The organism is Streptomyces sp. NPDC046379 (assembly GCF_055587785.1).
This window is the reverse complement of record NZ_JBVJFP010000009.1, coordinates 201550-214438: the sequence shown is the minus strand read 5'-3', so window position 1 is coordinate 214438 and position 12889 is coordinate 201550. Positions and strand designations below refer to the sequence as shown.

The 12889-nt window shown below is 73.3% G+C and carries 12 protein-coding genes and 1 pseudogene; 6 read left to right on the top strand and 7 right to left on the bottom strand.

Going from position 1 to position 12889, the window contains the following annotated elements:
- The first annotated feature begins 114 nt into the window (after positions 1-114).
- Positions 115-723 carry a hypothetical protein gene (locus tag ACZ6KF_RS18010; protein ID WP_469239190.1) on the top strand — a complete coding sequence of 203 codons (609 nt, stop codon included), beginning with the start codon at positions 115-117 and terminating at the stop codon, positions 721-723.
- Between the two features lie 104 nt (positions 724-827).
- Here ACZ6KF_RS18010 and ACZ6KF_RS18005 read toward each other — a convergent pair whose 3' ends face one another.
- Positions 828-3308 (bottom strand): alpha-L-arabinofuranosidase C-terminal domain-containing protein, encoded by a 2481-nt coding sequence (locus ACZ6KF_RS18005; RefSeq protein ID WP_469239188.1) that lies wholly within the window; start codon positions 3306-3308, stop codon positions 828-830.
- 151 nt (positions 3309-3459) lie between these two features.
- Here ACZ6KF_RS18005 and ACZ6KF_RS18000 point away from each other — a divergent pair, with 151 nt between their 5' ends.
- Positions 3460-3909, top strand: a complete 450-nt coding sequence (locus ACZ6KF_RS18000) for a DUF6314 family protein (RefSeq protein WP_469239186.1) — start codon at positions 3460-3462, stop codon at positions 3907-3909.
- Here the strand turns inward: ACZ6KF_RS18000 and ACZ6KF_RS17995 are convergent.
- From ACZ6KF_RS17995 to ACZ6KF_RS17985, 3 genes are all read right to left on the bottom strand, one after another.
- Positions 3891-4487, bottom strand: a complete 597-nt coding sequence (locus tag ACZ6KF_RS17995) for a histidine phosphatase family protein (protein ID WP_356627036.1) — start codon at positions 4485-4487, stop codon at positions 3891-3893. The two genes, ACZ6KF_RS18000 and ACZ6KF_RS17995, sit on opposite strands and share 19 nt — an antisense overlap.
- A 72-nt stretch (positions 4488-4559) precedes the next feature.
- Positions 4560-5003, bottom strand: coding sequence for a GNAT family N-acetyltransferase (locus tag ACZ6KF_RS17990; RefSeq protein WP_469239184.1), 444 nt, complete (start codon positions 5001-5003; stop codon positions 4560-4562).
- 317 nt (positions 5004-5320) lie between these two features.
- Positions 5321-6754: an aminotransferase-like domain-containing protein gene (locus ACZ6KF_RS17985; RefSeq protein WP_356627034.1), complete on the bottom strand. Its 1434-nt coding sequence runs from the start codon at positions 6752-6754 to the stop codon at positions 5321-5323.
- Here ACZ6KF_RS17985 and ACZ6KF_RS17980 point away from each other — a divergent pair.
- On the top strand, positions 6753-7667 hold the full coding sequence (locus ACZ6KF_RS17980; protein WP_469159131.1) for a DMT family transporter: 915 nt from the start codon (positions 6753-6755) through the stop codon (positions 7665-7667). The genes ACZ6KF_RS17985 and ACZ6KF_RS17980 overlap by 2 nt on opposite strands.
- Positions 7668-7716: 49 nt before the next feature.
- A complete protein-coding gene (locus ACZ6KF_RS17975; protein ID WP_356627032.1) occupies positions 7717-7938 on the top strand; it encodes a DUF1918 domain-containing protein in 222 nt (73 codons plus the stop codon).
- A 31-nt stretch (positions 7939-7969) separates the two neighbouring features.
- On the opposite strand, the gene ACZ6KF_RS17970 is transcribed toward ACZ6KF_RS17975, so the two are convergent.
- Complete coding sequence (locus tag ACZ6KF_RS17970) at positions 7970-9193, bottom strand: glycoside hydrolase family 10-like protein (RefSeq protein ID WP_356627031.1); 1224 nt, start codon at positions 9191-9193, stop codon at positions 7970-7972.
- A 204-nt stretch (positions 9194-9397) separates the two neighbouring features.
- Here ACZ6KF_RS17970 and ACZ6KF_RS17965 point away from each other — a divergent pair, with 204 nt between their 5' ends.
- On the top strand, positions 9398-10273 hold the full coding sequence (locus ACZ6KF_RS17965; protein ID WP_356627030.1) for a 3-hydroxybutyryl-CoA dehydrogenase: 876 nt from the start codon (positions 9398-9400) through the stop codon (positions 10271-10273).
- Positions 10274-10481: 208 nt separating this feature from the next.
- The gene (locus tag ACZ6KF_RS17960) at positions 10482-10739 is read left to right on the top strand and encodes a hypothetical protein (protein ID WP_356627029.1); all 258 of its coding nucleotides are present in this window, start codon (positions 10482-10484) and stop codon (positions 10737-10739) included.
- Between the two features lie 7 nt (positions 10740-10746).
- On the opposite strand, the pseudogene ACZ6KF_RS17955 reads toward ACZ6KF_RS17960, so the two are convergent.
- Both ACZ6KF_RS17955 and ACZ6KF_RS17950 read right to left on the bottom strand, forming a co-directional pair.
- A pseudogene (locus ACZ6KF_RS17955) lies at positions 10747-11289 on the bottom strand (NUDIX hydrolase); the annotation flags it as partial.
- Positions 11290-11363: 74 nt separating this feature from the next.
- Entirely contained in the window at positions 11364-12704 is a 1341-nt protein-coding gene (locus ACZ6KF_RS17950) for a transcriptional regulator (protein ID WP_469239182.1), read from the bottom strand.
- Between the last annotated feature and the right edge of the window lie 185 nt (positions 12705-12889).

Genomic DNA, 12889 nt, shown 5'->3' with positions numbered 1-12889 from the left:
GCTGCACGTTTATGCAATGAGGGGGGATGGGTATGCAGGCAGGTTCGCACGACGCCGTCCCCGGACCTGCGACCGCCGCTCCGGCGCGGGTCCGGGCCCGGCATGATGATCGCCATGACTCCCGTCAACAGCCTTGATCTGACCGGCTTCACCGAACGGGAGCCCGGTGTGTGGACCGACGACACGGGGCTCGTGCTGTCGGTGCACTACTTCTCCCTGGTGCCGGATCTGCCCGCGCCGCTGGACGAGCCGGAGCGGCTGCGCGCCGGGCTGGCGCACGGAGCCGCGCGGGCGGGGGGCGGGCTCGTCGAGGCCGGGTTCGGGACCCTGGACGGCGTGCCGGCCGTCCGGCAGCTGATCAAGGTGCCGCTGGGCAGCCGGCCCGGGCAGGCGTTCCTCGGGTCGTGGACCGTGCCGAAGGCCGGCTGCAGCACCGTGCTGAAGGTGCAGGCCGCCGAGGGCGCCACCACCGGGATACGTGAGGCCGTGGTGATGGCGCAGGTCGGGCCGGACGCGTACTTCCGGCCCCATCCGTACACGGGCGGCGAGCAGCTCGGCGGGCTGCCGAGCCACGTCGCCGACGACGAGGAGTGGGACGCGCGGTTCCCCCGCCATCCCCTCACCCTCGTGCGTGCGGCCCTGCGCCGCCTCACGCCGACGGTCGCGCTCGACCCGCGCTTCAGGGAGCTGCCGCCCTTCGCCGGACCGGCCGCCCCGGCGTAGGCGGCCGGGCGGGCCGGCAGCCGGACCGGGCGCGCCGGCGGCTGAACCGGGATCGTCGTGCGCGGGCCGCCCCCGCCGCTGGGAGGGCAGCCCGCGCACGGCCGTCACCGCCGCCCGATCCGCAGGAACGTGACCGAGTTCGCCGGGAAGGTGTACGTGAACCGGTCCGCGACCCCGTCGAAGGTGGACGTCACCGGCGTCACCGGGGTGTCCGTCTCGGTGTTCGTCTCGTCGGGGGCGGCGGCCAGAGTGGTGACGCGGGCGCGGGGGGCGACCCGGGCGCCGCCGAGGTCGACGGCCGTACGGGCCGCCGCGGACTGGGCGTTGACGACCTTCACGATCAGGTCGCCGGTGGCCTCGTCCTCGGTGACGACCTGGCGGAACGGCTCGGCCGGCTTGTCGTCGGTGAAGCTGCCCCATTCCCGGCCGTCGAGGTAGAGGGTGACCTGGCGGCCGCGCACCTTGACGTCGATGTCGTAGGCGCGGCCGGTCTCGATCGACCCGGGCTTCGAGATCAGCGTCGACTTGCCTCCGTCCACGGCCTGCTCGACGGCGGAGCTGGTGTTGTTCCAGCCGCCGAGGTTCCACCAGTAGTAGTTGCCGGTGTCCTTGACTCCGAAGGCGACCAGGAAGCCCTCGTTGCCGGACTTCTTGGTGGCCCTGACATGCAGGTCGTAGTCGTGCCAGGCGGGGTCGCCGGCCGTGATCAGGGTGTTCTCCGCGGCGGCGTCGGTCTGCACCAGCTCGCCGCTCTGGACGGTCCAGGCGCCCGTGCCGCCGTGCGTCCACCGCGAGGCGTCGCCGGAGAAGTCGTCCCGGAACAGCTCGGCGCCGTCGGCGGCGGTGACCCGCACGTCGTCGTAGGCGGCGCTGGTCGCCCAGGTGGACAGGCCGATCGCGCCGGAGATCGGGCCGCTCACGTCCGGTGTGGTGGTGGCCGTCGAGGGGACGACGCGGTCGCCGGTGTTGTTCATGAACAGCTTCTGGACCTCGTAGTTGGCCGAGCCCCAGGACGCGCGGTTGTTGAACCAGATCATGTCCGGGCGCCACTGCACGTAGTCCTCGTTGGCCAGCAGCGGCGCGTAGGAGGCCAGCTCGACGACGTCGGCGTTGCGCTCGAGGCCGGTCATGAACGCGGCCTCGGCCAGGGCGTTCTTCCAGGCGTTGCCCTGGGAGGCGTACTCGCCGAGGAAGACCTTCGGGCCCTGCCGGTCGTAGGAGTCGTAGCGGTCGTTGTTCTGGAGGAACCACTGGGGGCTGTTGTAGTAGTGCTCGTCGACCATGTCGACGCCGTCGGCGCGGTTGAGCTGCCAGAGGCGGTCGAAGGTCGTTCCGGTGTCGTCCGGGCCGGAGTTGGAGACGAGCGTGATCTCGGGGTGCTCGGCCTCGATGGCGGTGCGGAACCTGCGGAAGCGCTCGAAGTACGCGTCCGGCAGGTTCTCCTCGTTGCCGACGCCGAGGTGGGTGAGTCCGAAGGGCCTGGGGTGGCCCATCCGGGCGCGCAGCCCGCCCCACTCGGAGGTCACCGGGCCGTTGGCGAACTCGATGAGGTCGAGGGTGTCCTGGATGTGCCGCCGCAGCAGCGCCTCGTCGTCGGTGGCCCGGTTCTGGCCGCAGCCGGTGACCAGCGCGGGGACGACGGGCAGCGGCATGGCGCCGACGTCCTCGGCGAAGCGGAAGTACTCGTAGTAGCCGAGGCCGTAACTCTGGTTGTAGCCCCAGAAGTTGGCGTTGGTGGCGCGCTGTTCGACCGGGCCGACGGTGTCCTTCCACTGGTAGGCCCGCTTGCGCTGCCAGCCGGAGGCCTCGCTGTAGTCCTCCATGGAGCCGGTGTTGACGATGCAGCCGCCGGGGAAGCGGACGAAGCCGGGCCTGAGCGCCTCGATCTTCTCGGCGAGGTCCCTGCGCAGGCCGCCCGGCTGGTTCTTGTAGGTGTCGCGCGGGAAGAGCGACACCATGTCGAGGGCGGCCGCCCGCGTCGCGGCGACGGTCAGCCGGCCGCGGCTGCTGGTGCGGGACGCGGTGAAGGTGGCGGTGTACTTGCGCCAGTCGCCGCGTACGGCCACCTGACGGGCGCCGGCCAGGCTGCCCGCGGCGTCGCGCAGGGAGACGGTGAGGGTGGTGCCGGAGGCGGCGCGGGCCCACACCGAGAAGTCGTAGCGCTTGCCCGCCTCGACCCGGATGCCGGTGTTGTAGCCGGAGTTCGTCACGGCCGAACCGGCGCCGAGGGAGAGGTAGTTGCGGTTGCGCTCGCCCAGCCGTCCGGCGTCGTTCAGGACCTCCGCGGCGCCGTCGGCCGACCAGGAGGTCAGCGGGGTGTAGCCGGCGTTGTCGGCCGTGGAGTACTCGAAGGAGCGGTTCTGCACCAGCTCGGCGTACAGCCCGCCGTCGGCGGCGCGGTTGATGTCCTCGAAGAAGACGCCGTACATCGTGTCGGCGATCGCCGGACCGGTGGCGTCCGGGTCGACGGTGATCGCGTAGTCGGCGACGGGCTCGGCGTGCGCGGGGGCGGGCAGAAGGGCGGTGGCCGTCAGGAGGGCGGTCGCGGTGAGACCGGTTCTCCAGCGGTTGCGCGTGCGTGACATGGAAGCTCCGCGGCTCGGGAGGAGTTCTCGATGCGTTCGAGATGTCGGACATTGGTCAGCACTTCGAACGGCAAGATAGGGAGGGGGCGGAGACGCGTCAATGGTTCGCACAGGGGCGGACGGGAACGGACAGGACGGAGAGCGGCAGGGGATGGGCGAGTTCTGGCCAGTGGTGGATGTGCTGGGGTATCTCGCCGGGCGCTGGCGGGTGGAGCGGGATGTGCGGGATCTGGCGAGCGGGGATGCAGGGCGCTTCGACGGCACGACGGAATTCGGCCATCTCGTCGAGCCCGGAGACGGGCTGCTGCACCGGGAGTCCGGCGTCTTCGTCTGGCGGGGCGTCGCCCGGCCCGCCGAGCGGACGCTGCGCTTTCTGCCGGGCCCGGCGCCCGGGACGGCCGACGTGCGGTTCGCGGACGGGCGGCCGTTCCACGACCTGGACCTCACCTCGGGGCGGCACGTCGCCGACCATCCCTGCGCGGCCGACCTCTACCGGGGCGAGTTCACCGTCCGGGACGCGGATCGCTGGCGCTCGGTGTGGCGGGTGCGCGGCCCGGCGAAGGACCTGGTGCTGACGACCGGCTACACGCGCGTGGACTGAGCGAACCCCGCGTCGAAGCGGAGGTTCCAGCGTCCGGCGCGGCCGGTGACCGTGGTCGTGGACAGCGGGCGGACGTCGAGGTTCCAGTAGGTGGCGGGCGGCGCCTTCAGGGCGTAGACCAGGGCCGCGCGGATCACCGCGGGCTCGGCCACGGCGACGATCCAGCCGGCGTCGCCGTCGAGCGGCCGCGTGTCGAGCCAGCCGCCGACCCGGCCGATGAACGCCAGCAGCGACTCACCGCCGTGCGGCGTCGAGCGCGGGTCGGCGAGCCAGGCGTCCACCGCCTCGGGCTCGCGCGCCATCGCCTCGCCCAGGGTCAGCCCGCGCCACCGGCCCATGTCGCAGTCGCGCAGGGCGAGCTGGACCAGCGGCGCGTACCCGAGGGCGTCGCCGGTCGCGCGGCTGCGGGGCGTGGGCGAGCAGTAGCGCAGCTCGGCCGCCGCGAGCGGCAGAAGAGCCCGGGCGGCGAGCTGCACCTCGTCCCAGCCGGCCTGGTCCAGCGGCCGGTCGTCCTGGAAGCGCTCCGCAAGCAGCGGGGAACTGCGGGCGGCGGCGACGAACGTGACCCCAAGTGCCATGCGGGGATCGTGGGCCCGGAAAGAGCACAGGTCAAGGGGTGTTACCCGGGGGTTACTCAGGGTCGCCGGACTTCACCGGCCGGCCTCCTGATCGAAGACCAGGGCCATCCAGTGTTCGGGGTGATCGAGGGGCGCGAACCCGATCTTCTCGTACACCCCGTGGGCGTCGTGCGTGGCCAGCATGAGCCGCTTGAGCCCGTACTGCCGCAGGTGCTCGCGCACGGCGGTGACCATGGCCGTGCCGATGCCCTTGCCGCGCACGCCCGGATCGACGTAGACGTCGCACAGCCAGGCGAAGGTGGCACGGTCCGTGACGACGCGGGCGTACGCCACCTGCTCGCCCGTCGCGGTGTCGTACACCCCGAAGTTGAGCGAGCCCTCGATGGCCCGGTCCTGCTTCTCGCGCGTGCGCCCCAGCGCCCAGTAGGCGCCGCCCGACAGCCAGCGGTGCACCCGCCCGGCGTCGATCCGGCCGGCGTCCGCCGATATCTCGTATCCCTCGGCAAGCTCGGTCATGGGGGCAGGCTAGGGGGTGACGTCGCCCTCCCGGCCGAGAGGGCCGCGGCGCCTGCCGCGAAGCCCCGGCCGGAAGGGGTCACCGCGCCTCCTCCGGAGTCCCGCCCAGGCGAAGCGCGGTGCCTCGCAACCCCCGCCGGAGGGACCACCGCACCCCTTCACAGCCCTCACCGGAAGCGCCACCGCACCACCCCGCCTCGGCGGCCCGGCCAGGAAGGCGCACGCACCCCTCCGGAGCCGGCCCGGAGGGCTCACGGCATCTCCTCCGGAGTCCGGCCCGGAGGGCTCACCGACCCCCGCACCCCCACCGGAACGGCTCACAGCACCTCGTCGCAGGCCGCCCTGAGTCGGCGCACCCCCTCGGTGATCTCCCCCGCCCCCGCGACGGCCGCGAAGCTCAGCCGGACGTGTCCGGCCGGGGGCTCGGCGCTGAAGTACGGCCGGCCCGGGGCGAGCGCGACGCCCGCGCGCAGGGCCGCCGCGGTCAGCGCCGGCTCGTCGGCTCCGTCGGGCAGCCGCAGCCACAGGTGATAGCCGCCGGACGGAACGTGCGGCAGGGCCAGTTCGGGCAGCCGCAGCCGCAGCGCGGCCGTCATCGCCTCGCGCCGCGCCCTCAGCTCCGCGGCGATGGCCCGCAGATGCCGCGGCCACGCCGGCGAGCCCACCAGTTCCAGCGCCGCCTCCTGGAGCGGCCGGGGCACGAAGAAGGTGTCGACGACCTGGATGGCCCGCAGCCGCTCCAGCACCGGCCCGCGCGCGGCGAGGGCGCTGACCCGGAAGCTTGGCGAGGCGGCCTTGGTGAGCGAGCCGACGTGCACCACGACGCCGTCGGGGTCGTCGGCGGCGAGCGGACGCGGCAACGGCGGCGCGTCCTCGTGCACGAGCCGCCGTACGAAGTCGTCCTCCACGACGAACGCGCCGGCCTCCCGCGCGATGCGCAGCACCTCACCGCGTCGCTCGGGGGCGAGCACCGCGCCGGTCGGGTTCTGGAACAGCGGCTGGCAGACGAAGACCCGGGCGCCGCTGGCGCGGAAGGCGTCGGCGAGCAGGTCGGGGCGCACCCCGTCCGGGTCGACCGGCACCGGGACCGGGCGAAGGCCCGCGGCGCGGGCGATGGCCAGCATGCCCGGGTAGGTGGGCGACTCGACCAGAACGGGCGCGCCGGGCGGGGCGAGCGCGCGCAGGGCGGTGGTCAGCGCGGACTGGCCGCCAGCGGCGATCAGGACCTCGGCGGCGGTGACGGTGTCGCCGATGCCGCGCGCGAACCACTCGCGCAGTTCCGGCAGCCCGTCCATGGGCGGTCTGCCCCAGGCGCCGGGGCGGCGGCCCGCACGGGAGAGGGCCGCGGCCATCGCCCGCTCCGGCTGCAGGGAGGGGTGCAGATAGCCGCCGTTGAACTCGATCACGCCGGGCGGCGGTGCGGCCAGTGAGGCGAGCACACCCGAGGCGTCCACCGAGCGCGGTACGTGTTCGCCGGCCGTGGCGGCGCTGAGGGCGACCTCCTGCCAGGAGGTGTCGCCGGTGGCGGGCCAACCGGTGCGGGGCCGGGCCCGGAAGGCGCCGGCGCCGGGCCGGGTCACGACCAGGCCCTCGGCGGCCAGTTGCGCGAGGGCGCGGGAGACCGTCACCGGGCTCACCCGGAACCGTTCGACCAGGGCGCGACTCGACGGCAGCTTTCCACCAGGAGAGTAGCGGTCGAGCTCTCTCCTCAGCTGGTTCACCAGATCGCTCACGCTGCTACGCTCTTGCATGAGAACACAGAGTAGCGCTACCGCACCGACCCGGATAGCGGTCGACGGTCCGCCGACGGCCGCGTTCGGCACCCTCCAGGCCGCCCTCGGCGTCGTCGCCTTCTCCCTCACCTTCCCCGCGACCGCCTGGGGCCTCGAAGGCTTCGGGCCCTGGTCGCTCGTCGCCGTGCGCAGCGTGCTCGCGGCGCTGATCGCGGGCGGCTGCCTGCTGGCCCTGCGCGTACCGCTACCCGCCCGGAGCCACTGGCCGGGCCTCGCGGTGGTCGCCCTGGGGGTGGTGTTCGGCTTCCCGCTGCTGACCACGCTCGCGCTGCGGACGTCGACCACCGCGCACGCCGCCGTCGTGGTCGGACTGCTGCCGCTGACGACCGCCCTGCTGTCCGCCCTGCGGGTCGGCGCCCGCCCCTCGCGCACGTTCTGGGCGGCTGCCCTCGCCGGGGCGGCGGCGGTGCTGGCGTTCACGGTGACGCAGAGCGGCGGCGCGGTGAGCACCGCCGACCTGTATCTCTTCGCCGCGCTGCTGGTGTGCGCGGCCGGCTACACCGAGGGCGGGCGGCTGGCCCGGGTGATGCCGGGCTGGCAGGTGATCGGCTGGGCGCTCGTGCTGTGCCTGCCGCTGTCGCTGCCCGCCGCCGCGGTGGCGCTGGCGTACGAGCCGGTCGCGCTGACCGCCCACAGCGTGACGGGGCTGCTGTGGGTCGCGGCGGGCTCGCAGTTCCTCGGTCTGGTCGTCTGGTACCGGGGCATGGCGGCCGTCGGCATCCCCAAGGCCAGCCAGTTGCAGTTGGCCCAGCCCCTGCTCACACTGGTGTGGTCGGTGCTGCTGCTGGGCGAGCACCTGACGGTGGCCGCCCCGCTGACGGCCGCGGCGGTGCTGGTGTGCATCGCCGTCACCCAGCGGGCGCGCGGCTGAGCGCAGTGCGGTCACCGATCCGCACACGCACACGGTGAGGAGGCCCCAGATGCACGCAAGCGTGGGCGACCAGCTTGTCCAGCACGGCAGGGTGGTCGGTCAGCACGACAAGGTCGGCGAGATCGTCGAGGTGATGGGCCGCGGGGGCACTCCGCCCTACCGCGTCCGCTTCCAGGACGGTCACGAGGGCGTGTGCTCGCCCGGCCCCGACACCGAGATCCGCCACCGGGAGACGACGACCGGGACGGGGCAGTACACGAGCGGGCCGTAGGCGGGGTGAACGGCCGGGCCCGGGAGGCGGTTCAGCTCGGGGCCGGCGCCGGCTGCCGGTAGTGGTCGGCGACGACCCGCGCCATCGCCCCGTACGGATCGGCCGCGACCTCCTTGGCGGCGAAGAAGACGTGCCCCTCCACCTCGGGGTGGCGGCGCGCGAGCGTCAGATGCCGGGACAGCTCCGCCGGGTCGTGCCAGCCCGCGGGCTGCGCCGGATCGCCCGCCCGGTACAGCGCCTCCCCGAGGTACAGGCGGGTCCCGGTGCCCCGGGCGACGGCGGCCCACCAGGGCAGCAGCACGGCGTAGTCGGCGGCGGCGTTGCCGACGTGCCAGTACAGCTGCGGGCAGACGTAGTCGATCCAGTTCTCCCGCACCCACTTCCTGGTGTCCGCGTACAGGTCGTCGTACGTCTGCAGGGCCCGGGTGTCGGAGCCCCGCGGGTCGGTGGAGGCGTTGCGCCAGACCCCGAAGGGGCTGATCCCGAAGCGGGCGGCGGGCCGGACCGCCCTGATGCCGGAGGCCACGGTCCGGATCAGCCGGTCGATGTTGTCCCGCCGCCAGTCGCCGCGGGTGGCGAAGGCCCCGCCGTGGGCGTCGTAGGCCTCGTCGTCGTCGAAGGTCTGGCCGGCGATCGGATACGGGTAGAAGTAGTCGTCGAAGTGGACGGCGTCGACCGGGTACGTGCGCACCGCGTCGAGGATCGCCTCCCGCACGAAGGCGCGGACCTCGGGCAGGCCGGGGTTGTAGTAGAGCTTGCCGCCGTACGGGACGGTCCACTCGGGGTGGAGGCGGGCCGGGTGGGTGGGGGTGAGCCGGGTCGGGTCGGTGTGCACGGCGACCCGCAGCGGATTGAACCAGGCGTGCAGCCGCAGCCCGCGCGCGTGCGCCTCGGCGACGGCGGTGCCCAGCGGATCCCAGCCCGGGTCCCCGCCCTGGGTGCCGGTGAGGTATTCCGACCAGGGCTCGTGCGGCGAGGGCCACAGCGCGTCGGCCGTCGGCCGCACCTGGAGGATCACCGTGTTCAGCCGCCGCCGCACCGCCGTGTCCAGGTGGGCGATCAGCTCGGCCCGCTGCCGGGCCGCGGTCAGCCCCGGCCGGGAGGGCCAGTCCCGGTTGGTCACGGTCGCCACCCACATGCCGCGCATCTCGGCCGCCGCCCGGGGCCGCCCGGGCCCGGCGGCGGACGCGCCACTCGCGGTCGTCACGGTCGACAGCGCGGCCAGCGCGAACGCCCGCCGGGTCATCCGTCCCATGCACACCCCCATACGCTCGGCATCCGCTCGGTCACGGATGGTTCGGGGACCCAGAATGCCCGACGCGACGCCGACGGAACCCCCGCGGAATGCCGACCCCCGCGATCGATCATCGATACTTGGGAGTAACGTGCTCGAACGGAGCAGGCACGAGCAGGCGCCGAAACCCGGCGGACCTGTCCGCGGATCAGCGAAGGGGACGATGTGACCGACATCCCAGCGGGAGACATCGAGCGCGTCGGAGTGGTGGGCTGCGGCCAGATGGGCGCGGGCATCGCCGAGGTGTGCGCCCGTGCCGGACTGGACGTCAAGGTCGCCGAGACCACCGGCGAGGCCCTGGAGATCGGCCGCACCCGGCTGTTCAACTCCTTGGCCAAGGCCGCCGAGCGCGGCAAGATCAGCGAGGCCGAGCGGGACGCGACGCAGGCCCGGCTGAGCTTCACCACCGACCTCGGCGAGTTCGCCGACCGCGATCTGGTGATCGAGGCCGTGGTCGAGAACGAGCAGGTCAAGACCGAGATCTTCCAGGTGCTCGACCAGGTCGTGACGCGCCCGGACGCGATCCTCGCCTCCAACACCTCCTCCATCCCGCTGGTGAAGCTGGCGGTCGCCACCTCGCGCCCCGACCGGGTCATCGGCATCCACTTCTTCAACCCGGCCCCGGTGCAGAAGCTCGTCGAGCTGATCCCGGCGCTGACCACCTCGGAGGGCACGCTCGCACGGGCGCAGCTGTTCACCGAGAAGATCCTCGGCAAGCACGCCATCCGCGCCCAGGACCGCTCCGGCTTCGTGGTCAACGCGCTGCTGATCCCCTACCTCCTCTCCGCGATCCGGATGTTCGAGACGGGCATCGCCAGCCGCGAGGACATCGACAACGGCATGGAGCTGGGCTGCGCCCACCCGATGGGCCCGCTGAAGCTGTCCGACCTGATCGGCCTGGACACCGTCGCCTCCGTCGCGCAGAGCATGTACGACGAATTCAAGGAGCCGCTGTACGCCGCTCCCCCGCTGCTGCAGCGGATGGTGGACGCGGGGCGGCTGGGGCGCAAGAGCGGGTCGGGGTTCTACACGTACGGCTGACAGCCGATCACATGGCCGATTACTGACCGTCAGATTCCGGCCGGACAGGGCCCGGCGCCGGAAACGGCGCCGGGCCCGCCGCTTTCACTCCCCGTGTGCGCTCCGGGCCCGCATATGCCCTTCGCACACGCTCCCCGCGCACCCACCAGGGCGGTTGACTCATCATGCCCATGCAAGCAGTTGAGCCGAGCACGGAAAGGAGCGGTCAGTGACCGCCGAGCCCGAGCACACCGTCGCCCTGGGAGAACTCGCAGAGTTACGTCGCCGCCTCGATGTGGCGTACGCGCGCGTCGAGGGCGGGCTGGCGCTGCTCTCCCATCGCACCGAGGAGACCGCCAAGGAACTGGACGAGCTGAACGCGCGGCTGACCGCGCTGGAGCACGCCCGCTGGCCGCTGCCGTCGCTGGCGGCTCTCACCGCCGTGGGCGCGCTGATCGTGGCGGTGTGGCAGGCGCTGGGCCGGTGACGTGCCGGGGCGGGACGTCCTGGCCGAGCCGGAGATGGTGCAGCAGGAGCAGGGCGGCGGCCATGTTGGCGGCCGGGACCTCGCCGCGGGCCACCAGGTCGGGGACCACCTTGAGGGGGACCCACTCCCGGCGGTCCGACTCGAAGGCGTCCACGGGGTGTCCGGTGTACTCGCCCTCCTCGGCCCAGTAGATGTGGTGGCGGGCGTCGGTGAGGCCGTTGGACGGTTCCACGCTCATCAGATGACGCAGGGGCCCCGGTCGCCAGCCGGTCTCCTCCTCCAGCTCCCGGGCGGCGGCGACGGCGACGTCCTCGCCGTCCTCCACCACGCCGGCGGCTAACTCCCAGCCCCAGCTGTCGGTGATGAAGCGGTGCCGCCACAGGAGCAGCACCTCGTTGGCCTCGTTCACCACCGTGGCCACGGCGACGGGCCGCAGCCTGATCAGGAAGTGGTCCAGGCGCCGGCCGTCCGGGAGCGCCACGTCTGCGAGATTGACGCTGAACCAGCGGTTTTCATACACAGTTTGTTCGTTCCGTTTCGTCCACTGCACGGTTCTGCCACCTTCCGACGGGTAAGGGGCAATATCGCAGCAGGGGCAGTCCGGCAGCAGACGTGGACGGGCGGTCACAGGGGCACGCGCAGCGCTCCGTCGATGAGTTCGGCGGCCTCGGCGGTGCCCGCGCCGCCGCTGCGCACCAGGTTCTCGCGGACCGCCCGGAGTCTGTCCCGCATCCGCTGCGACTCCATCCCGCGGGCCTGCTCGGCCATCTGGACGGCGATGACCACGGCCTTGTCGGCGTTGCCCCGGCGCAGTTCCACGGTGCTGAGCATGGCGAGCCGGTGCACCCGGCCGCGGTCGTGCGCCGGGTTGTCCACGGCCGCCTCGGCATGCTCCCTTGCGGCGGCCAGCTCGCCGAGGCTCAGCAGCGCCTCCGCCACCTGGACGTTGACGAGGCCGGGCTGCACATAGCCGGTCTCGTCGGGTTCGTGTCCGCGCCGGATGCGCTCGGCGGCCTGCTCGGCCCGGCGGATGCAGGACAGCGCGCTCGTGCCGTCGCCGAGGTGGGCGTACGCCTTGGCCTGCATCGCGTACAGGTCGGAGGCGAGGGCGGGGGTGATGTGGCGGCAGGCGGTGCGCAGCGCGGCCTCGGCGAAGGCGACGGCCTGCCGGTACTCCCGCATGAACAGGGACTGGTTGACCAGCAGGGCGATCACGTACGCGCCGAGCCCCCGGTCGCCGCTGGCCTTGGCCAGGCGCAGGGCCTGGTGGAAGTAGCGCTGGGCGAGGCCGTGCGCGTCGGAGTCGTAGGCGCAGATGCCGGCGATGGCCACCAGGCCGCCGGTGGCGCGGTGCAGCTGGCGGCCGGTGGCGTCGGTGTAGCCGCCGCGCAGCAGGGGAGCGGCCTCGGCGTTGAGGAAGCCGACGATCCGGGAGCGGGTCGCCACGCCGCCTGCCTTGCGGTACAGCTGCTCGTAGTGGGCGCGGGCAGCGCGCAGCATGTCCAGGTCGGCCGGGGTGACCCGGTGCCGGCCGCCGCGGGAGACGTCCACGTCCTCGGGCGGGTTCTCCCACTCCCACACCGGCATCACGGCGGGCGTGCCGGTGACGGCGGGGGCGCCGAGGAGGTGCGGCCGCTGCTGTTCGTCGGAGCGCCACAGGGCGGTGGCCCGCTCCACGAAACCGGACAGGGAGGTGGGGGCGGCGCCGCCGGGTTCGCCGGGGACGCCGAGGCCGATGTCGTCCAGGGTGACGGACCGGTGCAGCCGGGCGGCGAGCACCTCGCAGATCAGATCGGGGACCTGGCCACGCGGGCGCTGGCCCTTCAGCCAGCGGGCCACGGCGGTGTGTTCGTAGCGCAGAGCGAGTCCGCGCGCCCGACCGGCCTGGTTCACGTGCGCCGCGAGCCCGGCGTGCGAGACTCCCGCCTCGTCCAGGATCGCGTCGAGCAGGGTGTTGGGCTGCATGGTGAGGGCCCCCTGGTGACTCGGGTGCCCGACAGCGTAGTGCGTCCGGATTCACACGGGGTGTGAACGGAATGCCCGCATCCGTACCGTGCGCGCACTGTCGCGGACCGTGACCGGCCGGTTGACTGGAGTACCTCGCAAGAGGCCGGCGGGCCGCCGGCTCCCCCTCGTACAGACGGCGGCCC

Bases quoted from the DNA above. Each gene is read 5' to 3' on its own strand.
- ACZ6KF_RS18010 (WP_469239190.1), top strand. From the start codon at position 115: ATGACTCCCGTCAACAGCCTTGATCTGACCGGCTTCACCGAACGGGAG.
- ACZ6KF_RS18005 (WP_469239188.1), bottom strand. From the start codon at position 3,308: ATGTCACGCACGCGCAACCGCTGGAGAACCGGTCTCACCGCGACCGCC.
- ACZ6KF_RS18000 (WP_469239186.1), top strand. From the start codon at position 3,460: ATGGGCGAGTTCTGGCCAGTGGTGGATGTGCTGGGGTATCTCGCCGGG.
- ACZ6KF_RS17995 (WP_356627036.1), bottom strand. From the start codon at position 4,487: ATGGCACTTGGGGTCACGTTCGTCGCCGCCGCCCGCAGTTCCCCGCTG.
- ACZ6KF_RS17990 (WP_469239184.1), bottom strand. From the start codon at position 5,003: ATGACCGAGCTTGCCGAGGGATACGAGATATCGGCGGACGCCGGCCGG.
- ACZ6KF_RS17980 (WP_469159131.1), top strand. From the start codon at position 6,753: ATGAGAACACAGAGTAGCGCTACCGCACCGACCCGGATAGCGGTCGAC.
- ACZ6KF_RS17985 (WP_356627034.1), bottom strand. From the start codon at position 6,754: ATGCAAGAGCGTAGCAGCGTGAGCGATCTGGTGAACCAGCTGAGGAGA.
- ACZ6KF_RS17975 (WP_356627032.1), top strand. From the start codon at position 7,717: ATGCACGCAAGCGTGGGCGACCAGCTTGTCCAGCACGGCAGGGTGGTC.
- ACZ6KF_RS17970 (WP_356627031.1), bottom strand. From the start codon at position 9,193: ATGGGACGGATGACCCGGCGGGCGTTCGCGCTGGCCGCGCTGTCGACC.
- ACZ6KF_RS17950 (WP_469239182.1), bottom strand. From the start codon at position 12,704: ATGCAGCCCAACACCCTGCTCGACGCGATCCTGGACGAGGCGGGAGTC.